Genomic DNA, 25385 nt, shown 5'->3' on the forward strand with positions numbered 1-25385 from the left:
TTAGTTATTCTCCTCCATAGCAATCCATTTCAGAGCTATACGTACCGCATTTGTTGCAGCTCCTACACGAACTTGGTCTGCCGAGTTAAACATATGAAGCATATTTTTAGAATATATGTCTTTTCTTATTCTTCCGACATAAGTCGTGTCGGTATCAGTTGAGATTATTGGCATCGGATATACACCGTTTTCCAAATCATCCATAACCTCTACATTCTCAAACGCAGCTAAAGCAGCTCTTACGTCATCAAGGTTTACATCTATATTGTCTTCAAATGTTACGGTAATAGACTCTGTATGACTTCTTAAAACAGGTACACGAACACATGTAGCAGCTATAGCCATTTTCTTTTTCATAATCTTTTGAGTCTCGTTTACCATTTTCATCTCTTCTTTTGTAAAGCCGTTAGGTTGAGGAGTGTCTATATGCGGTATGACATTTAATGCAATCTGATGCATAAAAGCTTCTTTTTTACTCTCATCCAGTTTAAAAGCAAAGAAGTCTTGAAGTTGTTTTACAAGTTCTTCCATACCTGCTTTACCTGCACCGCTTACAGCTTGGTATGTACTTACATCCACACGTTTGATGCCATAAAGATTATCAAGTGGTTTTAGTGCTTGAACCATTTGGATAGTCGAACAGTTTGGATTTGCAATTATTCCTGTTTCACGCCATTTAGCTATATCTTCCGGATTAACTTCAGGTACAACTAAAGGGACATTCTCATTCATTCTAAAGTGTGAAGTATTATCTATTACAACGGCACCGCTCTCAACTGCGAATTTAGCAAATTTTTCAGAGATGCTTCCACCTGCGCTAAAAAAGGCTATATCAACGTCATGTTCAGAAAATACAGTCTCGGTAAGCTCATAAACTTTATGCTCACGACCGTTAAACTCTATAGTGCTTCCTGCAGAGTTAGCACTAGCCAGCGGAAGAAGCTCCCCAATAGGAAAATCTATTTGTTCTAATACACGAAATAATTCTTCTCCGACAGCACCGGTGGCACCTACCACTGCTACATTATATTTTTTACTCATTTTTATTCCTTAAATTTTTAAAGTCCGCGAACTTCAAGGTGCAAGCTTTCTGCATCTATCGTATCATCGTCACTTAAAATAGTTGCACGTTCAACCACCGATATTAACTCACGTATGTTTCCCGGCCAAGAATATGCCAAAAGCTGTTCTTTTGCCTTCTCACTAAAAGATTTTTGTTCAAACCCGTACTTTTTACAGTTTTGCTCCAAGGTAGCTTCTGCAATCTGCATGATTTCATCTTTACGTTCTTTTAGAGGAGGTATATTTAAAGGGATTGTATTAAGTCTATAATACAAATCCTCTCTGAATTCTCCATCTTTTATTTTATCGTTTAAGTTTGCATTTGTTGCAGATACTATACGTACATCAATCTTTATAGGTTTTGATGAACCTAAACGGCGGACCTCTTTTTCCTGCAGTGCACGAAGAAGTTTAGCCTGAACACCAAAAGGCATCTCACCTATTTCATCTAAAAAGAGCGTACCACCGTTTGCAATTTCAAACTGTCCGGCTTTTGCCTCACTTGCATCCGTAAAAGCACCTTTTTCAAATCCAAATAGTTCGCTTTCTATCAGATTGTCCGGTATTGCAGCCATATTTATAGCTACAAAAGGTTTTTTAGCCCTTTGCGAGTTGTTATGTATATATGAGGCAAAGACCTCTTTTCCTACACCGCTTTGACCTAAGAGTAATATACTCGCATCCGTTTTACATGCTTTGTTTGCAATATTCAGCGCACCTTCAAGTGATTTTGACGTACCTAAAAAACCGGAATCGGATTTTTTCTTATTAGATTTATTAGCACTTTTTTTTACTTTTTGAATTTTATCTTCACGCTTTATTGCATCAACTAAAGTATCTATTTCAAAAGGTTTAAGTAAAAAGTCTTTTACTCCTAAGTGTATAGACTCTATTGCACGGCTTAGCGTTGCATTTCCCGTCATTATAATTACTTCGTATTTACCGTTTAACTCTTTTATAAACTCTATGCCGTCCATACGAGGCATATTAATATCCGTAATTATTAAATCAAATGAATCGTCAAGTTTTTTAAGTGCATCAACAGCGCTTTTAAATGTTATAACTTCGAATTCTTTAAAATCTTCAAAAGAGATTTCAAGAGATTTTCTCATATTAATATCATCTTCAACTATTGCAATTTTCACTAAAAGAAGCCTTATCCTATTATTTTAAAGGGGCTATTTTAGCAAAATTATCATTAAAATCGACTTTGAAGCATTTTGTTTTAAGTGTAAGTACCGTAGTAGAGGTATTTTGATAGTTATAATTTTTTTGTGAATGTTTTACGTTTAAACCTAGTTTATGTAGATAGTTTATAAATTCCGATGAGTTCTCAGAAAGTATTTCTCTTAAGTTTTTTGATTTATCTACTTCAAGTATTAATGGTAGATATGCATCACCGTTACACCTTTGCATAGCAGGCGATACTTGAAGCGATTCGTTATACATAACGGCATCTTTTACTACATATCTGTATGATATATAATACTCCTCAGCATTAAGCTGGGAGATTATAAAAAAAAAGATTATTGTGCAAAGTCTGAATGAAAAAGAGTTATCTCCATCTCTACTTCGCATAAGCCCTCTTTAAATACAGTTTCTACAACATTTGCATTTCTTACCATAGCATGAACGGCTGTACGTACAGTTGAACGTTTAACCATCATATTTTTGATAATGTCTTGACCGTCAACTCTAACACCTTTTACTTTTTCAGCTATAAGTCTGTATGCATCCGCAATAGCTGCACGTTTTGCAAGTGCATAAGCTTGAGCAGGCGATTGAGTATTCATAGGTGCTACACCTTGACCGACTACGCTAATTATAAGAGGCACGGACTCTTCTAATATCGGCTCATCACTCTCCTGTGCATTGCTCATAGTTTTCTTTTCTACTTCTACTACGTTTTGCTCTTCAACGGCAACTACAGTACCCATACTCTGTTTTTGTGGTTGTACATTTTGTACTTTTGTCTCTTGAGCAGTTTCAACTCCATACAGTGAAGAAATACTAAAAAGCATTGCAAAAATTAGAGAATATTTCATGTTTAATCCCTTAATGTTAATTATTCTATATGCATTGCAGGAGCAACAACTATTCCAACTCTTCTGCCGAAGGTGGAATTACTAATTCATCTTCATCTTCATCCGGTTTTTTTGGACATCTTGAAATACTTGCTACGTCATCACCTTTTACTATATATACACCTGAAGTATTACGACTTGATTTTGAGATTGTTTGCATATCTACACGAATCATTTTACCTGCTTTTGTAAGAGCCATCATGTCCATAGTCTCATCAACCATCAAACATCCAATTACGTACTTACCTGTTTTTGGCGTCATTTTCATAGCTATTACACCGCTTCCGCCACGATTTGTTAAGCGATACTCTCCGGCATCGGTACGCTTACCGATACCTTTTTCGGATACGACTAGAATTTCCTGTTCATCATCACGGATGATATTGGCATCCACGACTTTATCACCTTTATGTTTAAATTTGATACCGCGAACACCGCGTGTATTTCTACCCTGATCACGTGTTTTTTCAATTTCAAATTTAATACATTGGGACATTTTAGTCATTATAAACAGATACTGAATCTCTGGACCCGCTATCTTAGCCGTGATTAACGTATCGTCTTCATCAAGGTTAATCGCTTTTACACCGTTACTTCTAATGTTGCTGAACTCACTTAGGTTTGTACGTTTTACAACACCTGCTTCTGTAAAAAATACTAAAGATTTTTCTTCAGAGAAGTCGATTGTAGGTATTATGGATTGTATTTTTTCATCTGCCATTAAATTGATTAGGTTAACTACAGCTTTACCTTTTGCCGTACGGCTGCCCTCAGGTATGCGGTAAACTTTTAACCAGTGAAGTTGACCGCGATCGGTTACAAAAAGAAGGGTATCATGTGTATTACACGTGAAAAAACTCTCAATAAAGTCATCTTCGTACGTAGTTACGGCTGTTTTACCTTTTCCCCCACGACGTTGTTTCTCATAAGATGTAAGAGGTACACGTTTAATATATCCGCGGTGAGTAATAGTAACTACCATTGGCTCATTAGGAATTAAGTCTTCTATATCTATATCATCATAATCATCTTCAATCTCTGTTCTTCTATTACTTGAACCGTAAGTATCAAGAACCTCGTCAAACTCTTCATTTATAATTCCCTGTAGTACTTCTTCGCTTTTTAGAATAGACTCTAGGTATTCAATAAGTTTAATAAGCTCATTTAATTCATTTTCAATTTTCTCAATTTCTAAACCTGTTAAACGTCCAAGTCTCATAGCTACGATGCTGGCAGCTTGAATTTCCGAGAAGTCAAATTCGCTTACAAGGTTCTCTTTTGCCGCGTCTTCAGTTTTAGATGCACGGATAACGCGAATAACATCATCAATAATGTCGATTGCTTTTCTAAGACCTTCTAAGATGTGTGCACGAGCTTTTGCTTTTTCCAAATCAAAAATTGTACGGCGGATAATAATAGTTTTACGGTGATTTATAAAGTGTTTTAGAATATCTATTATTCCAAAGATGCGAGGTTCTTGATTTAAAATAGATAACATGATGATACCGAAAGTGGTCTGCATCTGAGTCTGTTTAAACATATTGTTTAGAACGATTTCACTCATTGCATCTTTTTTAAGTTCAATTACAACTCTAATTCCTTCACGGTCAGATTCGTCACGAATTTCAGATACGCCTTCGATTAATTTGTCTTTTACCAGATTTGCAATATTTTCTATTAGACGAGATTTATTTACTTGGTAAGGAAGCTCATCTATAACGATAATTTCTTTTTTACCTTTTTGTTCTATATGAGTTTTCGCACGAACTTTTATACGTCCACGACCTGTCTCATATGCATCCATAATACCTTTTTTCCCATAGATGATACCACCTGTCGGAAAATCAGGTGCAGGTATATGTTCCATAACTTCAGGAACCGTGATACTAGGGTTTGCCAAAAGTGCTTTTAAAGCATTTAAAACTTCTTTTGGATTGTGAGGAGGTATATTTGTAGCCATACCGACTGCGATACCTGATGAACCGTTTATAAGAAGGTTAGGTACACGAGTAGGCATAACTTCAGGTTCTTTTGTAGTAGCGTCGTAGTTATCAATCATATCTACGGTATTTTTTTCTAAATCTTTTAGAAGTTCTCCTGCATATTTTGTCATACGTGCTTCGGTGTAACGCATTGCTGCAGCATTATCACCGTCAATTGATCCAAAGTTTCCTTGACCGTCAACAAGCTCCATTCTCATAGAGAAATCTTGTGCCATACGTACAAGTGCGTCATAAACAGCCGTATCACCATGCGGGTGATATTGACCGATAACATCACCGACTATACGTGCGGATTTTTTATATTTTGCGCCGTGTGAAAGATTTAGTTTATCCATTGCATAAAGGATTCTTCTGTGAACGGGTTTTAATCCATCTCTTACATCAGGTAAGGCACGCCCTACAATTACACTCATTGAATAATCAAGATAACTGTTTTGAAGAGTCTCTTCTATATTTATAGATTCTATATCATCGTTTTTTAGCAAGTCGCTCATTTATACACCTAAATAAAAAATATTTTCATGTATTCTATCTTATACTCCCTTAAGTTAATTGTAAATGAAAAATAATTTATTTATAAATATTATAAAAAATTAACTGATGAAAAAATAGGCAATATTGTGGATAAATAGTAAAAAGAATAATGTACAATTTTCTCAGTTAAAAAATATATAGGAGATAAGATGAAGAGATGGTTAAAGATAGCGGTGCTGCTGTTACCGAGTTTGGCATTAGCTGAGGAAGCACCGACACTAGATAGCGGTGATACGGCATGGATGATGATGAGTGCGGCATTAGTATTATTAATGACACCGGCAGGTTTAGCACTGTTTTATGCAGGTATGACAAGAAGTAAGAACGTACTAAATACATATGCGATGGTATTAGGTGCATTTGCAGTAGCATTTATAGCATGGATAGCAGCCGGATATTCAATGGCATTTGGAGATGGAGGAAGCCTGCAGTCATATATAGGCGGATTTGGTAATATGTTCCTAAGCGGTATTAACTGGAACGACTTAAGCGGAACGTATCCAACATATGTATTTGTAGTATTCCAAGGTACATTTGCAGCAATCACGGTAGCAATCGCTTCTGGTTCAGTAATTGAACGTATTAAGTTCTCAACTTGGTTAGTATTTGTTGCAATCTGGACAATCGTAGTATATGCTCCAATCACTCACATGGTATGGGGTGGTGATGGTGCACTACTATTTGATGCAGGTGCATTAGACTTTGCAGGTGGTACGGTTGTACACATGAACGGTGGTTTAGCAGGTTTAGTATTAGCATACTTAGTAGGTAAACGTAACGGTTATCCAAAAACAGCAATGAAACCAATGTCTGTAATGTTAACAGCTCTTGGTGCAGCACTGTTATGGTTTGGTTGGTACGGATTCAACGGTGGATCTGCATTTGGTGCAAACGCAATCGCTGGTTTAGCTTACCTTACAACAACTCTTGCAACGGCAGTAGCAGCTATCACTTGGATAGTAATAGAGTGGTTAGTATTTAAAAAACCTACACTACTAGGTGCAGCTTCAGGTGTAGTAGCAGGTCTGGTAGCAATTACTCCGGCAGCAGGGTTTGTAGATGTAACAGGAGCAATCATAGTCGGTTCAGTAGGTTCAATAGTAGCATTTTACGGTGTAGCTGTACTTAAAAAGAAACTTGGATACGATGATTCACTAGATGCATTCGGTATTCACTTTCTAGCAGGTCTATGGGGTGCATTGGCAACCGGACTACTAGCACTAAAAGATAATGACTTACTATGGGATGGACCACTAAAAGCAAGTGGAGACAGAATGGGTCAATTCCTAGTTCAATTAGAATCGGTAGTAGTAGTCGGTATCTTTACATTAGTAGGTACAGTAGTAGTTTACTATATAGCTTCAGCATTAACAGGCGGTGCTAGAGTAGATGAAGAGACAGAACAAGTTGGTCTTGATGAAGCTACGCATGGTGAAAAAGTTATAAATTTATAGTTGATTTAAACACTAAAAGTGGTTACAATTTGAAAATTAAAAATTAAAGAGGGTTTAAGTCCCTCTTAAAATATTATTTATGGAGTTTAAAATAATGAAAAGAATAGAAGCGGTTATTAAACCATTTAAATTAGAAGATGTAAAGGATGCACTGGCTGAGATCGGTGTTACGGGTATGACTGTAAGTGAAGTAAAAGGTTACGGACGCCAGAAAGGTCACAGTGAGTTATATCGCGGGGCTGAGTATGTAGTAGATTTTTTACCGAAGATCAAGATGGAGATGATAGTAGAGGATAAAGATGTAGATCAGGTTACATCAACAATCGTTGAAGCTGCTCGTACAGGTAAAATCGGTGATGGTAAGATATTTGTTAGTGATGTAGATAAAATTATCCGTATCCGTACAGGTGAGACTGATAACGAAGCTATATAATGTGAAAAGTCTGTTTTTACAGGCTTTTTAAATCGCTTATTCCTTAGAAAAACTTTTTTGATTAAAATTTAATCAGTTTACAAATATAAAATAATTCCTTTTTAGATAAAATGCCTTGTTTTTATACAAAAAAGGAATTTATATGCTTGAATCTGATTTCAAATATATCATAGATACATTTTTTTCTTTGTTTTCTATGACTCTTATTATACTTATGGTACCCGGTTTTGCAATGCTTGAAGCTGGACTTGTTCGTGCAAAAAATGTTACGGCGGTACTAACAATCAATACATTGATTTATGCTATAGCATCTATAGCTTTTTTACTAATCGGTTACGATATAGCATTTGGAACATGGGAAAATGATTCTATGAGTAAATGGGCTGCATTTTTATTTCAAATGGCATTTGTTGGAAAAACTATAAATATAATGAGCGGTGGGGTTAGTGAGCGTGTTCGTATTATACCCGTAGCTATTTTTGCATTAATAATGGGTGGTGCAATTTACCCGTTTATTGTTAATATATCTTGGGGTGCAGACATATTCGCAGGAACAATATTTGATATAGATATGTATGATCTAGCAGGTTCAACCGTTATTCACTCGACAGGTGGATGGGCACTTTTAGCGACACTTATAATTATGGGTTCAAGGAAAGGAAGATACGGTAAAGACGGGAGTGTTCGTGTTATTCCTGCTTCTAATATACCACTTGTATTTTTAGGTGCATTTTTATTATGGATAGGCTGGTTTGGATTTAATGGCGGTAGTGTAGGTTCAATATCTTCTATTGAAAATGCAGATGCCGTTGCAAAAACTATTATGAACACAAATACGGCAGGACTTGCAGGTGCGATAATTGCAACATTAGTTATGTATGCAAGATATAAACTCTTTGATATTACCATGATTTTAAACGGTGCATTAGGTGGACTTGTTGCAGTAACTGCAGGACCTGATTTATATGATGCTTACACACCTATACTAATCGGTGCTGTGGGTGGTGCACTTGTTATTCTAGCAGTTCCTTTATTTGATAAATTTAAATTAGACGACCCTGTAGGAGCACTATCCGTTCACTTGGTTAACGGTATATGGGGGACACTGGCAGTTGGTATTTTTGTTAGTGATGTATCCTTTATGTCGCAACTAAAAGGTGTTTTAATAGTCGGTGCTATAGTGTTTCCAGTATCTTTAACAGTAGTTTATGTTATCAATAAACTTATAGCATTTACCGCAGATGCAGACGAACAGCTTCAGGGTATGGATCTTGTAGAATGTGGAGTAGAATCATATCCTGAATTTAGAAAAACTATATAACATTAACTTTAATGTGTATCTATAGGTTATGAAATGCTTATAGATATACTTAATTCTTCAACAAACTAAGAGACTTTATTTTAGATTAACTTTATTTGATTATATTTCCAATAACTATAAATAATTTTAGGGAGACCTTATGAGAACATCATGGGTAAAAAAGCGTGAAAACGATGAGTGTAAAACTCAGATGTATTACGCAAAACAAGGCATCATAACCGAGGAGATGGAGTATGTTGCAAAAATTGAAGATTTAGAGCCCGAACTTGTTAGAAGTGAGATAGCAAGAGGGCGTTTGATAATTCCTGCAAACGTTAATCATACAAACTTGGAACCGATGGCAATCGGTTTGGCATCTAAATGTAAAATAAATGCAAATATCGGTTCTTCTGCGATAGCAAGTGACGTACAAGGTGAGATTGAAAAAGTTCAGGTATCACAACATTATAAAGCCGATACGGCTATGGACTTATCTACAGGTGGAGATTTAGACGAGATTCGCTCAGCTGTAATTGAAAACTCTAAAATCCCGATAGGTACTGTACCAATTTATCAAATACTACACGATGTCGGAAACAAGATTGAAGACTTATCTATAGATGTAATGTTAGAGGTGTTAGAGCGTCAAGCAAAACAAGGTGTATCTTACTTTACGATTCATGCAGGTTTTTTACTTGAGACTATGCCAAAAGTAGCTAAACGTAAAATGGGAATCGTATCTCGCGGCGGTTCTTTGATGGCTGCTTGGATGATGCACTATCATAGAGAAAATCCTTTTTATACGGCATTTGATGATATTTTAGATATTTGTGCAAAATACGATGTATCGCTTTCTCTTGGAGATTCACTGCGTCCAGGTTGTTTGGCAGATGCAAGTGATGATGCACAGCTTGGTGAGCTTAAAGTGTTAGGTGACTTAACGCTTCGTGCTTGGGAGAAAAATGTTCAGGTTATGATTGAAGGTCCTGGACATGTACCTTTAAACCAGATTGAGCGCAATATGAAGATTCAACGTGAATATTGTCATGAAGCTCCATTTTATATTTTAGGACCTCTAGTTACCGATATAGCGGCAGGATATGATCATATATCTTCTGCAATCGGTGCAGCCGTAGGTGGATGGCACGGAGCTAGTATGCTTTGTTACGTTACGCCAAAAGAACACCTTGGTCTTCCAAATGCAGATGATGTTCGCGAAGGTATTATTGCATATAAAATAGCTGCTCATGCTGCTGATATCGCACGTGGTCGTAAGGGTGCTAGAGATATCGATGATGAGATGAGTGATGCACGTTATTCATTTGACTGGGAAAAACAGTTTGAATTAGCCCTTGATAGTGAACGTGCTCGTGAATACCATGATGAAACATTACCTCAAGATGTATTTAAAGAAGCAGAATTTTGTTCTATGTGTGGACCGAAGTTTTGTTCATACAAGATTACTCAGGAGATAATGGATAATCCTGATGCTATAGCAAAAATAGCTGAAGATGCTAAGTTGGCTGAAGCCAACTAGTTTCTTTTTGGAGAGTTTTTTCTAAAATATTTAGAAATTGATTTTAAACAAGACAAAAATTGTCTTATTTATGTTAAACTCTCAAAATTAATGAAATTAAATTATAAGGACTAGTTAATGACTGAACAAATTGTTAATGAAGCATTGTCAAAAGTTACATATCCCGGTTTTACCAAAGATATAGTAACTTTTGGTTTTGTTAAAGATATTCAAATATCAGGAAATGATGTAAGTATAACTATTGATATTACTTCATCGGCTCCCGAAGTGGCACAACAGATTACTGATGAAGCACAGGCAGAATTAAAACGTGCAGGTGCTACAAGTGCTACAATTAATATTAAAGCACCTCAGATGCCAAAAGAAAGTTCATCTAAGGGTAAAAATATTGCCCCTCAAGTTAAAAACTTCTTAATGGTAAGTTCAGGTAAAGGTGGTGTCGGAAAATCTACAACATCTGTAAATATTGCTATAAGTCTTGCAAAACAAGGTAAAAAAGTAGGTCTTTTAGATGCAGATATCTATGGTCCAAATATCCCTCGTATGATGGGTATTGCCGATATAAAACCTGAAGTTAACGGAAATAAAGTCTTACCTATAAACGCTTATGGAATTGAAGTTATGTCTATGGGTTCACTTATGGAAGAGGGACAATCACTAATCTGGCGTGGTGCTATGATTATGAAAGCTATTGAACAGTTTTTACGTGATATCTTATGGAGTGAATTAGATGTATTGGTTATCGATATGCCTCCTGGGACTGGTGATGCACAATTAACACTTGCTCAGAGCGTACCTGTAACAGCAGGACTTACTGTAAGTACACCTCAAAGTGTATCATTAGATGACTCACGTCGTTCATTAGATATGTTTAAAAAACTTAACATCCCTATAGCCGGTGTTATAGAAAACATGAGTGGATTTATCGCTCCTGATACAGGTGTAGAATATGATATTTTCGGTAAAGGTACGACTCAGCCGTTAGCAGAAGAGTTTGATACTGAGATAATTGCAGAGATTCCTATCGAGCCAAGTATTCGAACAGGTGGAGATGAAGGTAAACCTATATCTTACGTAGCACCGACTAGTGAGAGTGCAAAACGTTATGCAGCTGCAGCTGAATCTATTTGGGCTACTATTGAGAAAATCAATGCCGAGGGCGGGGTTGATAATCAGGCGGTACAGCCGACGACGCCTCCAGGTGTTAGTGCTTGTTCAATGTAGTAAAACTACAATCAACTTAAATCAAAGTATCGGCGCATTTTCAGCGTCGTTACGCTTGTCATGTACTGTTAGTACACTTCCTCGCTAAACTTCTCGATACTACACCAATCTTTTGATTTTTATAGACTATACTTTAATATATTGAAAAGTTTTTATTTTAATACTCGTCTTTATCAAACATATGATCTTCAAACTCTACTATTTTATTTCTACCAGTATTTTTTGCTTGGTATAAAGCCGTATCGGCATATTTAATACACTTCCAAATAGAATCGCCGTCTTTAGGAAATTTTGATATACCGATTGATATTGTTTTATGTAACGACTCTCCGTTGCCGACGTCAAAACGCAGTTTTCCAAAATCTTTATGAATATTGCTAGCTACTCTTAGAGCACCTTCATCCGTTGAATTATGCAGCATAACTAAAAACTCTTCCCCGCCGTAACGTATAGCCAAGTCAGCTTCACGTATATTATTTCTAAGCACGTTTGCTAAATCTACAATAACCTTATCCCCTATATCATGTCCATATGTGTCATTTACCATTTTGAAAAAATCAACATCAAGCATCATAACGTGATAAGTCTCTTCTGAGCGTTGGATTTGGCTCATAATCTTATCTATAAAGTTCTCTAAAAACCTTCTGTTATAAAGATTTGTCATACCGTCTCTCAATGATGTATCATGAAGTTTATCCATAAGTATGTTACTTTCAATAACAGGTTTTGCAGCTTCTAAATAGTTTGATATACTTGGCATATAAGATGTAAGTCTTGCAATTTCATTAGGGTCATAAGTAGTCATTGAAATAAGCAAAGATGCTTCATCGTTAATTTGAAACGGGTGACATAAATAATGTATGTTATTCGAACAACATGCATAACACAAATCATTAAAATCGGTTGAGATAACATCGGAGTTTGTTCTGCAAGCACGACATTTTTGTGAATCAGCATCTATATGTTTAGTATTACATATATCTTTTAAGTCATCATGGGTGGCATAAATAAGTTTTCTTGTAGAGTGTTTTGTGTCAATTTCATAAAATGAAAATCTTTCTATATTAAACTTACTTTTTAAAACTTCTATAATTCTTTTATAAATTATGTTTTTGTTTTCGTCAAGTTCAATAGTCTTTTTAAATTTATAAATATCGGATAGTTCATTAATAACTTGTTTGGCTTCGAAAAGAGGATCGTTACAAGAAGCTGCACGCTCAGTCACGAAGGTTGCAAGATTTACTCTTATTTCACCGAATGCTTCTTGCATCTTCATAAACAGAGTGTTTAGCTGTTCAACCGCTTTTCCTGCCTCACCTTTTATTTTTGTCGTAAAAGTATGTGTAAAATCACCGCTGTAAGCTTTTTGTATGCCTTCTTGTAAGTCTTCAAAAAGCTTCATATAAGGTGTTACATAATAGTTTATCAGCAGTAAAACTACTACTATAAATATAAGATTTATACCAAGAATTTTAAGTATTGTGATAAAACCGGTATTTCTCATATCTGTAATGTCAAATTCCATACTGATAACACCTAACGTATCACCTCTTTTAACGTCATGACATTTTAAACAGTTTGCATTTCCTGTGGTAATAGCCTTATATGGCATTGTAACTCTCAAATTTATTTTGTTTGTAGTTTCTTCGATTTTTTTTATGCTTTTTCCTGTTTTTAATACCTCTTTATCAATTGCATCTCTGGCAGTTTCAGAGTTAAATCCTTCACCGTATTGTTTAATTATATGATTACTTCTGGCAAGCCATAAGGACTTGATATTGTCGTTTTTAGAAATTTGTTCTAAAAAATACTCACGTTTATCCATTATTCCGTTAACCATATGTGCCGTTAAACCGTCTTCTACGGTTTTGGCAGCCATTTCAGCTTTCTCAAGGGCTGATTTGACACTATATTCTCTGAAATTAAGTGATACGTTTATTATTGTGGCTACGGCTAAGCCAAGAAGCATAAGAGTTACTATAAATAGGAGTTTGAGTTTTGTTCGCATTAATCATCACTTACATTAGAATTTAATAAATTTTAATTATAATATCTTAAGATTAATTAAGACTAATTTAAACTCAAAAAAAATCTTTTTTTATTCTACCGTTACACTTTTTGCAAGATTTCTTGGCATATCGACATCATTTCCTAATCGTATAGAAACTTCTAGCGATAAAAGTTGTACGACAATCATCATTTCAAAAAATTCCAACATATAGTCTTTGCATTGATTGATTTGTATAAAATCATCTGCTTTGTCAAACTCTAAAGCAGAAATAGCACATATAGTGGAGTCTCTTGCACTTAACTCCTCTACGTTGCTTTTAGACTTTTCGTATAAGAGATGTTGTGGTAACAGTGCTATCGTAAAAAGCTCGGGGTCTGCCAGTGCTATAGGACCGTGTTTCATCTCACCGCTTGGATAGCCTTCTGCGTGAAGATAGGATATCTCTTTTAGTTTTAGTGCACCTTCTAATGCCAGAGGATAAAAAATATCACGACCTATAAAGAAAAATCCGTGTCCATGTAGATAACGCTTAGATAAGCGTTTTATTCTCTCATGCATCTCATCTGTTACTTTAACGCTTAAAGGTATCTCTCTTAAAAGGTTTATTTGATGTTTTAACTCTTGCGTATTCATAGAATTTTTTAATTTAGCTACATAAAGACTTAGCATCCAAAAAACAGTAACTTGCGTGGCAAATGCTTTTGTAGATGCTACTCCTTTTTCTATTCCTGCACGGGTAAGTATAGAGGCATTGGCTTCACGAACCATAGACGAGTTATCTACATTACATATCACAAGCGTTTTTAAACCTGCTTTTTTTGCCATCTTAAGAGTCTCTAGAGTGTCTGCGGTTTCACCGCTTTGAGAAATTACTACAAAAAGAGTATCTTTATTCATTATAGGCTGACGATATCTAAACTCGCTTGCAATTTCAACCGAGCATCTGACTTTTGAGTAACGTTCAAACATATATGAGGCTGAGAGTGCTGAATGATACGACGTACCGCATGCACAAAGTTTTATTTCATTTATGCCATCAAATAGCTTAGTATCCAATTCTTCAAATATAATTTCATCATCACTTAAACGACCAAGCAGAGTATCTGAAATAACATCACTTTGCTCATAAATCTCTTTTTCCATAAAAAATCGATACCCGTCTTTTTGGGCTGAGAGTTTATCTACTTTAAGAGGGATAAAATTAACTTGCCTTTCCTTACCCTGTGCATCAAATATTTTAATTTCATTTTTTGTTACATATCCGTAATCACCGTCTTCAAAGTAGTTTACCTCTTTTGCATGACCTATTAGGGGTGAATCCGATGATGCAAAAAACTTTTCATTTTCATCATTGATTCCAACTAGCATCGGCGAGCCGTGTTTTGCAAAGAAAATAGTATCGGGCAGGGATTTTGTAACTATTAAAGTAGCATAAGCACCTTCAAGTTCGCTAATAGTTTTGGAAAATGCTTTAAATTCATCAGCCTCGGTTTTTAGATTTTTCTCAAACTGATGAATAATTACTTCCGTATCTGTTTGACTTAAAAACTTAATACCGTTACCAATTAGGTCTTCTTTTAATTTTGCATAATTCTCGATTATACCGTTATGAACTACGTATGAACTCTCGCCAAGGTGAGGGTGTGCATTTAACTCAGTCGGTTTTCCGTGTGTAGCCCAGCGTGTATGTCCTATTCCAACGGCAAATTTATCGGTTATAAAATCTTTTGTTTTTTCTTCTAGGTTTTTTAACTTTCCAACAGCTTTATAGTTTGAAAACTCGCCTTCTTGAAGCACTGCTATTCCTGCAGAGTCATAACCGCGATATTCTAACTCTTTTAAACCCTCAAGTAGAATTTCTTTAGTGTTTTTCTCACCTAAATAACCGACTATTCCACACATATATTCACCTTATTTTATTAGTAATTCATAAATTTTTTCGACATTATTACATATATTGTTTTGTTTACTTATTAAAAAGCTGTCACGTACTTTATGTTTTGTCGAATGTATTTTAGCCGTAACAATATTAATGCCAAGTTGTTCAAAACTATCCATAAGGTGTGCAAGCAGTCCAATTTGATTTTTTGTATTTACATTTAGCTCGGCATGTGTTTTTGAATGTTCACAATCTATGGTAATCTCATCTTTTTTTATAACTATATTTCTATGCTCGACCACTCTGTCCATATCAAATGCTGCTTTTATGATGTTTTGAACCTCTGTAAGCTCATCTCCGTCCACATTTTTTTTAAACTCTATTTTGAAGTATTTTATATCGTCAAATAGTGTAAATATCTCCATACTACCTACATCTAGGTGACTAAGAGTAGAGAGTAAAAAACCTATGTTAAGCGGTACACGTCTAAATATTTCAATAGTTAAAGAGTTTTCGTTGTTTACTACAAATTGATACTCTTTTGTATCTTTTGCTTTCATAACTATCTGGATAATATCTAAGGGCGTATGTTTAAAGAAAAAAAGATTGCTCTCTACACCAAGAGTTTTTTTCTGAAGTATTTTTGGTATATTTTTAAACTCTTCTAAGTTTTTTACTTTTTTTTCAATTATCAAACGTTTTTTAGCATCTGTAATACGGTCGTTATTTTGAGAAACTTCCAAAGCACTGATATATAAATCGTGCAGAAGCTTGGCATTAAATGAATTGTATATATCGCCTCCGACGCCGTTAACATCTGCATATGTAACTATATAAAGTAGTTTTAGGTTTTTCTCATCTACTATATTTGACATAAATTTGTAAAGTATTTTTTCATTATGTATATTTTGTTTAAAAGATACATTACTCATTAGTATATGATGTTTAACTAAAAGTATAGCCCGCTCTTTAATCTCTTGGCTTAAACCTATTTTGTCGATAAACGGTGCTATAAGTTTTGCACCGACTTCACTATGGTCTTGTTTTCTGCCTTTTCCGGTATCGTGAAAAAGTACGACAATTTTTACTAGAAGCTTTTCATCTGCATCCAACTCGTCAAAAAGTTGTTTTACAAACGGTTCTTTTATGTTTTCAAGTGCTTCGATACACTTTATGGAATGTATATCGACGGGATAATGATGGTATCCGTCAAACTGCGGCAGATGCATAACTTTTTTAAAGTTTGGAAACAAATGTTGTAATATACCTGCATCGTAAAAAAGTTTTAAAAAGCTGTATATATGCTGTTTTTGCAATAGTTGTTTTATAAGTTTATATGTTTTTTGTCTGAGAGGGTAAGATATGTTTACATATGTGAACTGTTTTAAAAAACCTGCATCAAAATGGTAAAATTTGTCTTCTAGATTTACAAGGATAGTTAAAAGCTCATCTATAGACAGGTTTGCAAGATTATAAGATGCATAAAGTCTGTCTTCTAAAAGATATATACCTTTTTGCAGTCGGTTGTGTTTAAAACGTTTTATAAGCGATTTATCTTCAATATATTTTCTAACCATTTTTTTAGCAAATATCTGCGTAAAGTTACTTATACGCCACTGGGCTTCAAGTACTTTAGATACCATTTTTTGCTCATTTTTAAAGCCTAGCATCCTGCTTGCTTGGGGCATATGCTGGAGTATTAATCTGTCCTCTTGTTTGCCTGTTATCAGATGCAATGCACTTCTAACACGAAACAGAAGTTCTAATGCTATACGGTATTCTCTGTATTCTTCTTCGGAAAATACATCACCGCTTAAATCTTTAAGTGAAGATATCCCGTATATAGTTTGAGCAATCCAAAAAATAAGATGCGAATCTCTTAATCCTCCTACACTCTCTTTTATGTTTGGCTCCATTGTTGTCGGATATTTTTTTCTTCTAATCTGGGCTTCTTCTATTTTTTCTAAAATAAAATCTTTTTGCTTGTCTAAACGTATTTTAGTTAACTCCCGTCCCGTAGCATGCCAAGTAAAATTAGAACCGGTAATAAATCTTGCTTCCATTAATGATGTGCGTATAGTGATATCTTCCTTGCTAGAACTGAATAAATCATTTACCTCGTGTACACGATGACCAAGCTTTAAACCTGCATCTAATGCCAAATAAAATAGTTTTTCAATGATTAGCTTGGAGTTATACCCTTCAATATCCTGATACACTATAAGGAGGTCTATATCGCTATGTACACAAAGCTGTTCGCGACCGTAAGAGCCAAGTGCTACTATAGCTATGGGTATAGAGTTTCGCATTGGAAGATAGTTTCCAAACATACGACGCAAAATCGTTTGATACATAAGAGTTATTATAGAATCTAATTTTTTTGTATGTTTTACTAAAAAATCTTTACCTTGATTTGATTCAAAAAGCTCCGGCAGGGAAGTTTTATATTCTTTTATATATTCTTTAAAAAGTTTTGAGAGTTCAAAATCACTTCCGTTTTGCTCTATAACATCTTCAATTTGCAGTTTTATGTCCACAGGCATTATCCTAAATATTTTTTATATTATATTACAGTTAATTTAATTAGATATAATCTCAAAGATTAAATATTAAACAATTTAGAAAGGTGTATAACCCTATGGAAATTACAAAAAGAGTGACGTTTATAGCAAAAGATGACGAAAAAAGCATAGCAAAGATGAAAGAACTTTTAAGTGCAATGGTTAAACCCAGTCAAGCTGAAGACGGCTGTATTTTTTATGAAATATTTCAGTATGAAAATAACCCTCGTAAATTTATGGCGTATGAAAGCTGGCGTGATGAAGCTGCACTTGATGGACACAAAGCATCTGCACACTATGCAGTTTACAAATCTTCATATGAGCCTTATTGTGAAAAAAAATATACCGATGAATTAGAAGTACTCGGCTGATTTTAAAGGTTTGGTATGGAATATAGAGAGTTAGACGTAAGCAGTATAATAGAGTATCTTTTAAGTGTTGATGAAGTTGCTAGCTACTTTGGCGGTGATGATTTAAAAGCAGATGAGATAGGTGACGGCAATTTAAACTATGTCTATCTTGTAAGTTCTGTATCTGATTCAAACAAAGCTCTTATAGTAAAACAGGCTGTTCCATATCTAAGATGTGTAGGTGAAGAGTTTGCCCTAGGGCGTGAGCGTATGACTTATGAGATAAGGGCACTATCCAAGTTTAAAGAGATAGCTCCAGATTTTGTGCCGGATATTTACCATGTAAGCGAAGATATGTCTATTGTAGTTATGCAGTATTTAGAAAACCATATCATCTTAAGAGGCGGACTTACAGATGCTAAAAAATATCCAAATTTTTCTGAACATGTTTCCAGTTATTTGGCAGATACACTTTTTAAAACTTCCTCTTTGTATCTGAACTCTACATTAAAGCGTAAACTCATTGATGAGTTTAATTCAAACACGGAACTTTGCAAACTTACTGAAGATTTTGTGTTTACATTTGCATATATGCAAAACGAGACAAACGATGCAGATAATGTAAAAGACAATCCACTTGCACAAAAGCTTTTTTCGGATATGGAGTTTAAAGAGAAGGTTTTAGACTTAAAATACAAGTTTATGACTTCTACGGATGCTCTAATCCACGGTGATCTTCATACGGGTTCTATTATGTTGAATGAGAATGAGACTTTTGTGATTGATCCTGAGTTTGCATATGTTGGTCCTTTTGGATTTGATATAGGCGCACTTTTGGCAAACCTTGCAAACAACTATGTACATCATACAATAGTTACTAAAGATGAGGAATTTAAAGAGTATCTTCTTGAGACGATTAAAGAGATAATCGAGCTTTTTGAGAGTAAGTTTTTAAAACTGTGGGAGGTTCAAAAAAACTCGGCACTTTTGATAGATGGTTATATAGATGATAAAACGGCTCAAAAATACAGAGAAAAATTTGTAAAAAGAATTCTACAGGAATCAATAGGTTTTGCAGGTTGTAAGATGGCAAGACGGGTATTTGGAGTTGCAGGGGTTGCGGAGATAAGAGGCATTGAAGATAAACAAAAACGCCATGATGCAGAGGCTTTGGTTTTAAAAATAGCAAGAGAGTTTGTAATGAAATATGAAAAAATAGACTCTGCAGAACAAGTATTAGAAATTATAAAGGTAAATAGTGCAGGGTAAATACAGAGCTTTAAGGCTAAATGAAAATGGTTTTTTGGAAGTTATAGATCAAACAAAACTTCCGTTTGTTACAGAGAGTAAAGTTTTAAAAACTACAAATGAAGTAGTTGAAGCAATCAAAGACATGACTGTTCGCGGTGCAGGTGTTATAGGAAGTGTTGCGGCTTTTGGCATCTATACTGCGTGCATGGAAGTAAATAGTTATGATGAGTTAAAAGAGAAGGCTCTTCTGATAAGGGAGTCACGCCCTACGGCTGTAAACCTTATGTGGGCTGTTGATAAGATGATGGAGCTTTTAAAGGACTCTACAGATTTAGTAGCAGATGCAAAAAAGTATGCAATAGAATTAAATGACGAAGAGGCATCAGAGAGTCAGAATATTGCAAAATACGGTGCTGACATAATTGAAGAAATATTAAAAAAGAAAAACAAAACAAGTATAAATATTCTGACTCATTGTAATGCCGGCTGGCTCGCGGTTATAGATGAAGGGACTGCTTTGGCACCTATATATGAGGCTGCAAAACGCGGGATAGACGTGCATGTCTGGGTAGATGAGACAAGACCTAGGAATCAAGGAGCATCTCTTACTGCTTGGGAGCTTACTCAAAGTAAAATTAAGCATACTATCATAGCAGACAACACCGGTGGACATTTGATGCAACACGGTATGGTAGATATGGTAATTACGGGAGCTGACCGTGTAAGTGCAAATGGTGACGTTGCAAATAAGATAGGGACATATCTAAAAGCACTCGCGGCATTCGATAATGATGTCCCTTTTTATGTAGCTATCCCGGCATCTACATTTGACTTTGAGATTAGAGATGGTGTAAAAGAGATACCAATTGAGTTAAGAAGCGAAGATGAGGTCAAATATATGCGCGGTGTGGATAGCAATGGAGAGGTGAGAGAAGTTCTTATAACTCCAAAAGATTCACCTGCAATTAACTACGGTTTTGATGTAACACCTGCAAGACTTATCAGTGGACTTATAACAGACAAAGGTGTATGCAAAGCAAATTATGAAGAGATTAAAAAGAGGTTTAATTAGATGAAAAGTTTATGGAGTGATGCCGAGGCAAAAGAGTTTAAAACAGATTTAGATTTACGTGTATATACATCAAGGTTACTTGGGCGTGACAGCTCTTTAGTTTTGCATGGAGGTGGAAATACATCTGTAAAATCGACTGCTACAAATCTTTTTGGTGAGAGTGAAGATATCCTTTACGTAAAAGGGAGCGGTTGGGATTTGGCTACCATAGAAGCAGAGGGATTTGCTCCGGTTAAGATGGAGATGCTGCTTAAGATGGCTGAGTTAAAAGAGTTGAATGATACGGATATGGTTAAGTACCAGCGTTTGGCTATGACAAATCCATCAGCTCCAAACCCTTCGGTTGAGGCTATTTTACATGCCGTTATTCCTTATAAATTTGTAGACCATACACACACGGATGCAGTTGTGACTATCACAAATACAGAGGGCGGAGAAGAGAAAATAAAAGAGCTTTACGGTGATAAAGTTCTGATTATCCCATATATTATGCCGGGTTTTGTTCTTGCGAAGTTAATTTATGACATGACAAGGGATGTAAACTGGGATGAATTAGAGGGAATGGTTCTAATGAATCACGGTCTTTTCACGTTTAACGATGACGCTAAAAAATCTTACGAGAAGACTATAGAATTAGTTGACAAGGCAGAAAAATATTTGGCATCTAAAGGTGCTGATTTAGAGATTAAAAATGAGAGCTTGGATATTGATTTAATAGAACTTGCATCTATTAGAAAAGAGGTCTCAAAACTAAAAGGTCATGCGACAATCTCAATACTAAATGATTCAAACCTGGCTTCTTACTTCTCAAAGCAAGATATTGTGAAAATTGCAACTCAGGGTCCTCTTACACCTGATCATGTTATCAGAACAAAAAGAATTCCTGCTATTGTTGGTGAAGATTTTGAAACTGATTTGGCTTCTTACGTGCAAGAATATACACAATATTTTGAAGATAATAAGACTGACGAGACACTTTTAAATCCTGCACCGAATTTTGCAATTCTTAAAGATAATGGAGTGTTGTCTTTTGGTAAAAATGCCAAAGAGGCAAATATTATCAAAGATATAAACGAACATACTTTTGAAGCTATTTTAAAAGCTGAGAAACTCGGCGGATATAAAGCCCTGAGTGCGGCAAAGATTTTTGAAGTTGAGTATTGGGAATTAGAGCAGGCTAAACTCAAAAAAAGTGGAATTTCTCCTGAGTTTAGCGGTAAAGTGGCACTTGTTACAGGCGGTGCTAGCGGTATCGGAAAAGCGATTGCAAAGATGTTAAACTCAAGAGGTGCGGCAGTTGTCGTTTTAGACATAAACCCTGATGTCGAGAATGTATTTAACAAGCCAGACGCAAAAGGCGTTTGCTGTGATTTGACTTCAAATGATGATATTAAAAAAGCTGTAGAGATTGCGGTTAAAAACTTCGGCGGAATCGATATAGTTGTTAGTAATGCAGGTATATTTACACCGAGTGAGAACTTAGATTCTCTTAGTGATGAGAACTGGGAGAAAAGTATGAATATAAATCTTACTTCCCATCAAAAGCTCATACGTGCGACGGCTCCATATTTAAAACTCGGAATCGATGCATCTATCGTGATGGTAGCATCTAAGAATTTTCCTGCACCTGGTAAAGGTGCGGCTGCTTATTCGGTTGCAAAAGCCGGACAAACTCAGCTTGCACGCATTGCGGCACTTGAACTTGGTGGTTACGGAGTAAGGGTAAATACACTGCATCCACATGCAGTGTTTGATACCGCGATCTGGACGGATGAGGTTTTGGCAAATCGTGCAAAGGCATACGGTATGAGTGTAGAAGAGTATAAGACAAATAACGTATTAAAAACAGAGATAAAATCAGATGATGTTGCAGAACTCGTTTGTGCAATGGCATCAAAACCTTTTGCTAAAACTACAGGTTCTCAAGTAGCGATTGACGGTGGAAGCGACAGGATAATCTAATGTCTTATTTGATGGCTATAGATGCGGGAACAGGGAGCATAAGAAGTGTTATATTTGATTTAAAAGGCAATCAAATATCTGTATCTCAAAAAGAGTGGGTACATCTTGAAGAAGAGGGTGTTCCTCATTCTATGAGCTTTGATTTTGAGACAAACTGGACTCTTGTATGCGATGTTATAAAAGACTCGATTTTAAAAGCCGAAATTGATGCAGATGAGATTTTAGCCCTTAGTGCTACATCTATGCGTGAAGGTATTGTCCTATATGATGATGAGGGTAATGAACTTTGGGGTGTTGCTAATGTTGATGCAAGGGCTTCCAAAGAAGTAAGGTATCTAAAAGAGCTGGAAGAAAATATTGAAGAAGAGTTTTACGCCTTAAGCGGTCAGACCTTTGCACTTGGTGCACTTCCAAGAATTCTTTGGCTTAAAAACAACAGACCTGAAGTTTATGAAAAAGTAGCGTCTATATCTATGATCGGAGACTGGGTACTGGCATCTCTTAGCGGTGAGATAGCAAGTGATCCAAGTAACGGTGGAACTACGGGTATATTTAATCTTAAAAAACGTGACTGGCAAAGTGATATGGCTAAGAGAGTCGGTTTAAAAGATGATATATTTCCGCCTTGTTATGAAGTAGGGACCATCATTGGAAATGTCGGAGATATTGTGGCTGAACAAACAGGACTCTCTATTAGTACAAAAGTGGTCACGGGCGGTGGTGATGTCCAGCTTGGAGCTGCAGGGCTTGGTGTTGTAGAGGAAAATCAGGTAGCAATACTTGGGGGTAGTTTTTGGCAGCAGGTAGTAAATATAAAAAATGATGTAACTCCGCCAAAAGATATGGGCATACGTATTAACCCGCATGTAGTAGCAGGGCTTAATCAAGCTGAGGGAATTACCTTTTTCTCAGGACTTGTTATGAGATGGTTTCGTGATGCCTTTTGTGAATTAGAAAAACTTGAAGCTAAAGATTTAGGTTTGGATGCATATGAAGTTCTTGAGAAAAAAGCTACTAATATTCCCGCAGGTTCATACGGGATACTGCCGACTTTTTCAGATGCCATGAAATACGGAAAATGGTACCATGCAAGTCCGAGTTTTTTAAACTTGGGACTTGACGAGAGTAAATATAACCGTGCGTCTATATTTAAATCTCTTCAGGAAAATGCCTGCATCGTAAGTGCAATAAATTTACAGAACATACAAAAGTTCTCAAATGTAGAATTTGATACGGTAGTTTTTGCAGGCGGAGCAAGTAAGGGAGAACTTTGGTGTCAGACTTTAGCCGATGTTTTAGGAAAAAAAGTTAAAATTCCAAAAGTTAGAGAAGCTACGGCACTCGGAGCTGCTATGAGTGCCGGTGTCGGAGCAGGAATATATGACTCTTTGGTAGCCGCGGCACAACAGTTGGTCGTATGGGAAAAAGAGTATGAACCGAATATGGATAATAACAAAATATATAATGATATAAAAGAAAAATGGCAAATTGCATACGAGGCACAACTAAAACTCGTAGATGAAAATATAACAACTTCAATGTGGAAGGCACCGGGATTATAAATGAGTAGAATAAATTTTGAAGAGGCTCTAAGCCTGTATGATAAAGACCTATTTGAGTTAGGTGAGATGGCGGATAAAATCCGTAAAGAAAAGCACGGTAAAAAGACGTATTTTAATATAAACCGTCATATTAATCCTACAAACGTTTGTGCTGATATTTGTAAGTTTTGTGCATACTCTGCAAATAGAAAAAATCCAAACCCTTATACTATGACTCATGATGAGATTTTAAATATTGTGTCTGATATTGATAAACGCGGTGCTAAAGAGGTACATATCGTATCAGCGCATAACCCCGATACCGGACTTGATTGGTATCTTAGTATATTTAAAAAAATAAAAGAATCTTTCCCTCATATACATGTAAAAGCTTTGACGGCTGCAGAGGTTGACTTTTTGGCAAGACATTATAATAAAACTTATGATGAGATACTTGATTTGATGGTTGAGTACGGAGTTGATTCGATGCCGGGTGGCGGTGCCGAGATATTTGATGAAAAGGTACGTGATTATATCTGTAAAGGTAAGGTTACAAGTGAGCAATGGTTGGAGATTCATGAGAAATGGCATAAACGCGGAAAAATGAGTAACGTTACTATGCTTTTTGGTCATGTAGAAAAACGTGAACATAGAATTGATCATATGATGCGAATACGTGAACTTCAAGACAAAACAGGCGGGTTTAATGCTTTTATTCCTCTTGTATATCAGACGGAGAATAATTACCTAAATGTAAAAGAGCCTATAACTGCAAATGAGATTTTAAAGACCATGGCGGTCTCACGTATCGTTTTAGATAATGTTCCAAACCTAAAGGCTTACTGGGTGACTTCAACAGTTAATTTAGCTTTAGTAGCTCAAGAGTTTGGTGCCAATGATTTGGACGGTACAATCGAAAAAGAATCTATCAATTCTGCAGCCGGTGCAAAAAGTGCAAATGGAGTAGATTTGGAAGAATTTGTAGGACTTATTAAAAACTCAGGTTTTGTACCTGTTGAGCGTGACAGTGTATATAATGAAATAAAGGAATGGTAAAAAATAATAAAATATGTTACTGTTAATTATTTGTTAGTGAATATAAGTGTATTATACTGTTTGATTTTATT

19 protein-coding genes are annotated in these 25385 nt (G+C 35.7%); 11 read left to right on the forward strand and 8 right to left on the reverse strand.

The genetic code is table 11. From position 1 onward, the window contains the following. Genes FJR48_RS03585 through gyrA form a run of 5 tightly spaced genes read right to left on the reverse strand, consistent with a single transcriptional unit; the run spans nucleotide 1 to nucleotide 5643 of the window. Nucleotides 1-1041 (reverse strand): aspartate-semialdehyde dehydrogenase, encoded by a 1041-nt coding sequence (locus FJR48_RS03585; RefSeq protein WP_152306791.1) that lies wholly within the window; start codon nucleotides 1039-1041, stop codon nucleotides 1-3. A 17-nt stretch (nucleotides 1042-1058) separates the two neighbouring features. Continuing rightward, on the reverse strand, nucleotides 1059-2207 hold the full coding sequence (locus FJR48_RS03590) for a sigma-54-dependent transcriptional regulator (RefSeq protein ID WP_152306792.1): 1149 nt from the start codon (nucleotides 2205-2207) through the stop codon (nucleotides 1059-1061). Between the two features lie 19 nt (nucleotides 2208-2226). After that, nucleotides 2227-2640, reverse strand: a complete 414-nt coding sequence (locus FJR48_RS03595; RefSeq protein WP_188108615.1) for a hypothetical protein — start codon at nucleotides 2638-2640, stop codon at nucleotides 2227-2229. Continuing rightward, nucleotides 2589-3107, reverse strand: coding sequence for an LPP20 family lipoprotein (locus tag FJR48_RS03600; protein ID WP_152306793.1), 519 nt, complete (start codon nucleotides 3105-3107; stop codon nucleotides 2589-2591). Before FJR48_RS03600 ends, FJR48_RS03595 begins: the two co-directional genes overlap by 52 nt. 49 nt (nucleotides 3108-3156) lie before the next feature. Continuing rightward, complete coding sequence (gyrA, locus tag FJR48_RS03605) at nucleotides 3157-5643, reverse strand: DNA gyrase subunit A (RefSeq protein WP_152306794.1); 2487 nt, start codon at nucleotides 5641-5643, stop codon at nucleotides 3157-3159. Nucleotides 5644-5832: 189 nt separating this feature from the next. On the opposite strand from gyrA, the gene FJR48_RS03610 reads away from it, so the two are divergent. The 5 genes from FJR48_RS03610 to FJR48_RS03630 all read left to right on the forward strand — a co-directional run bounded on the left by FJR48_RS03610 (nucleotide 5833) and on the right by FJR48_RS03630 (nucleotide 11631). Then, on the forward strand, nucleotides 5833-7137 hold the full coding sequence (locus FJR48_RS03610; RefSeq protein ID WP_152306795.1) for an ammonium transporter: 1305 nt from the start codon (nucleotides 5833-5835) through the stop codon (nucleotides 7135-7137). 94 nt (nucleotides 7138-7231) lie between these two features. Then, nucleotides 7232-7570 (forward strand): P-II family nitrogen regulator, encoded by a 339-nt coding sequence (locus tag FJR48_RS03615; protein WP_152306796.1) that lies wholly within the window; start codon nucleotides 7232-7234, stop codon nucleotides 7568-7570. A gap of 142 nt (nucleotides 7571-7712) precedes the next feature. After that, nucleotides 7713-8891, forward strand: coding sequence for an ammonium transporter (locus FJR48_RS03620; RefSeq protein WP_152306797.1), 1179 nt, complete (start codon nucleotides 7713-7715; stop codon nucleotides 8889-8891). Between the two features lie 139 nt (nucleotides 8892-9030). After that, nucleotides 9031-10407: a phosphomethylpyrimidine synthase ThiC gene (gene thiC, locus FJR48_RS03625; protein WP_152306798.1), complete on the forward strand. Its 1377-nt coding sequence runs from the start codon at nucleotides 9031-9033 to the stop codon at nucleotides 10405-10407. A 117-nt stretch (nucleotides 10408-10524) separates the two neighbouring features. Further along, nucleotides 10525-11631 carry an Mrp/NBP35 family ATP-binding protein gene (locus FJR48_RS03630; protein WP_152306799.1) on the forward strand — a complete coding sequence of 369 codons (1107 nt, stop codon included), beginning with the start codon at nucleotides 10525-10527 and terminating at the stop codon, nucleotides 11629-11631. Between the two features lie 157 nt (nucleotides 11632-11788). Here the strand turns inward: FJR48_RS03630 and FJR48_RS03635 are convergent, their stop codons facing one another. The 3 genes from FJR48_RS03635 to FJR48_RS03645 all read right to left on the reverse strand — a co-directional run bounded on the left by FJR48_RS03635 (nucleotide 11789) and on the right by FJR48_RS03645 (nucleotide 18064). Further along, the gene (locus FJR48_RS03635; protein WP_152306800.1) at nucleotides 11789-13639 is read right to left on the reverse strand and encodes a GGDEF domain-containing protein; all 1851 of its coding nucleotides are present in this window, start codon (nucleotides 13637-13639) and stop codon (nucleotides 11789-11791) included. Nucleotides 13640-13729: 90 nt separating this feature from the next. After that, nucleotides 13730-15544: a glutamine--fructose-6-phosphate transaminase (isomerizing) gene (glmS, locus tag FJR48_RS03640; protein WP_152306801.1), complete on the reverse strand. Its 1815-nt coding sequence runs from the start codon at nucleotides 15542-15544 to the stop codon at nucleotides 13730-13732. A gap of 9 nt (nucleotides 15545-15553) precedes the next feature. Then, on the reverse strand, nucleotides 15554-18064 hold the full coding sequence (locus FJR48_RS03645; RefSeq protein ID WP_430739321.1) for a [protein-PII] uridylyltransferase family protein: 2511 nt from the start codon (nucleotides 18062-18064) through the stop codon (nucleotides 15554-15556). Between the two features lie 95 nt (nucleotides 18065-18159). Here FJR48_RS03645 and FJR48_RS03650 point away from each other — a divergent pair, with 95 nt between their 5' ends. From FJR48_RS03650 to mqnE, 6 genes are read left to right on the forward strand one after another with little or no spacing between them, the layout of a single operon-like run. Then, complete coding sequence (locus tag FJR48_RS03650; protein WP_152306803.1) at nucleotides 18160-18453, forward strand: putative quinol monooxygenase; 294 nt, start codon at nucleotides 18160-18162, stop codon at nucleotides 18451-18453. A 15-nt stretch (nucleotides 18454-18468) separates the two neighbouring features. Further along, nucleotides 18469-19701, forward strand: coding sequence for an S-methyl-5-thioribose kinase (gene mtnK / locus FJR48_RS03655; protein ID WP_152306804.1), 1233 nt, complete (start codon nucleotides 18469-18471; stop codon nucleotides 19699-19701). Next, complete coding sequence (mtnA, locus tag FJR48_RS03660) at nucleotides 19691-20755, forward strand: S-methyl-5-thioribose-1-phosphate isomerase (RefSeq protein WP_152306805.1); 1065 nt, start codon at nucleotides 19691-19693, stop codon at nucleotides 20753-20755. Before mtnK ends, mtnA begins: the two co-directional genes overlap by 11 nt. Beyond that, nucleotides 20756-22717 carry a bifunctional aldolase/short-chain dehydrogenase gene (locus FJR48_RS03665; RefSeq protein ID WP_152306806.1) on the forward strand — a complete coding sequence of 654 codons (1962 nt, stop codon included), beginning with the start codon at nucleotides 20756-20758 and terminating at the stop codon, nucleotides 22715-22717. Further along, nucleotides 22717-24279, forward strand: a complete 1563-nt coding sequence (gene lsrK, locus FJR48_RS03670) for an autoinducer-2 kinase (RefSeq protein WP_152306807.1) — start codon at nucleotides 22717-22719, stop codon at nucleotides 24277-24279. Before FJR48_RS03665 ends, lsrK begins: the two co-directional genes overlap by 1 nt. Further along, nucleotides 24280-25314 (forward strand): aminofutalosine synthase MqnE, encoded by a 1035-nt coding sequence (gene mqnE, locus FJR48_RS03675; protein ID WP_152306808.1) that lies wholly within the window; start codon nucleotides 24280-24282, stop codon nucleotides 25312-25314. Nucleotides 25315-25385: the final 71 nt, after the last annotated feature.

The organism is Sulfurimonas lithotrophica (genome assembly GCF_009258225.1).
In the GTDB taxonomy this organism is placed as follows: domain Bacteria; phylum Campylobacterota; class Campylobacteria; order Campylobacterales; family Sulfurimonadaceae; genus Sulfurimonas; species Sulfurimonas lithotrophica.

Bases quoted from the DNA above. Each gene is read 5' to 3' on its own strand.
- lsrK (WP_152306807.1), top strand. From the start codon at position 22,717: ATGTCTTATTTGATGGCTATAGATGCGGGAACAGGGAGCATAAGAAGT.
- mqnE (WP_152306808.1), top strand. From the start codon at position 24,280: ATGAGTAGAATAAATTTTGAAGAGGCTCTAAGCCTGTATGATAAAGAC.
- FJR48_RS03615 (WP_152306796.1), top strand. From the start codon at position 7,232: ATGAAAAGAATAGAAGCGGTTATTAAACCATTTAAATTAGAAGATGTA.
- FJR48_RS03585 (WP_152306791.1), bottom strand. From the start codon at position 1,041: ATGAGTAAAAAATATAATGTAGCAGTGGTAGGTGCCACCGGTGCTGTC.
- thiC (WP_152306798.1), top strand. From the start codon at position 9,031: ATGAGAACATCATGGGTAAAAAAGCGTGAAAACGATGAGTGTAAAACT.
- glmS (WP_152306801.1), bottom strand. From the start codon at position 15,544: ATGTGTGGAATAGTCGGTTATTTAGGTGAGAAAAACACTAAAGAAATT.
- FJR48_RS03650 (WP_152306803.1), top strand. From the start codon at position 18,160: ATGGAAATTACAAAAAGAGTGACGTTTATAGCAAAAGATGACGAAAAA.
- FJR48_RS03645 (WP_430739321.1), bottom strand. From the start codon at position 18,064: ATGCCTGTGGACATAAAACTGCAAATTGAAGATGTTATAGAGCAAAAC.
- FJR48_RS03630 (WP_152306799.1), top strand. From the start codon at position 10,525: ATGACTGAACAAATTGTTAATGAAGCATTGTCAAAAGTTACATATCCC.
- mtnK (WP_152306804.1), top strand. From the start codon at position 18,469: ATGGAATATAGAGAGTTAGACGTAAGCAGTATAATAGAGTATCTTTTA.
- gyrA (WP_152306794.1), bottom strand. From the start codon at position 5,643: ATGAGCGACTTGCTAAAAAACGATGATATAGAATCTATAAATATAGAA.
- FJR48_RS03595 (WP_188108615.1), bottom strand. From the start codon at position 2,640: ATGCGAAGTAGAGATGGAGATAACTCTTTTTCATTCAGACTTTGCACA.
- FJR48_RS03610 (WP_152306795.1), top strand. From the start codon at position 5,833: ATGAAGAGATGGTTAAAGATAGCGGTGCTGCTGTTACCGAGTTTGGCA.
- FJR48_RS03635 (WP_152306800.1), bottom strand. From the start codon at position 13,639: ATGCGAACAAAACTCAAACTCCTATTTATAGTAACTCTTATGCTTCTT.
- FJR48_RS03620 (WP_152306797.1), top strand. From the start codon at position 7,713: ATGCTTGAATCTGATTTCAAATATATCATAGATACATTTTTTTCTTTG.
- FJR48_RS03600 (WP_152306793.1), bottom strand. From the start codon at position 3,107: ATGAAATATTCTCTAATTTTTGCAATGCTTTTTAGTATTTCTTCACTG.
- FJR48_RS03665 (WP_152306806.1), top strand. From the start codon at position 20,756: ATGAAAAGTTTATGGAGTGATGCCGAGGCAAAAGAGTTTAAAACAGAT.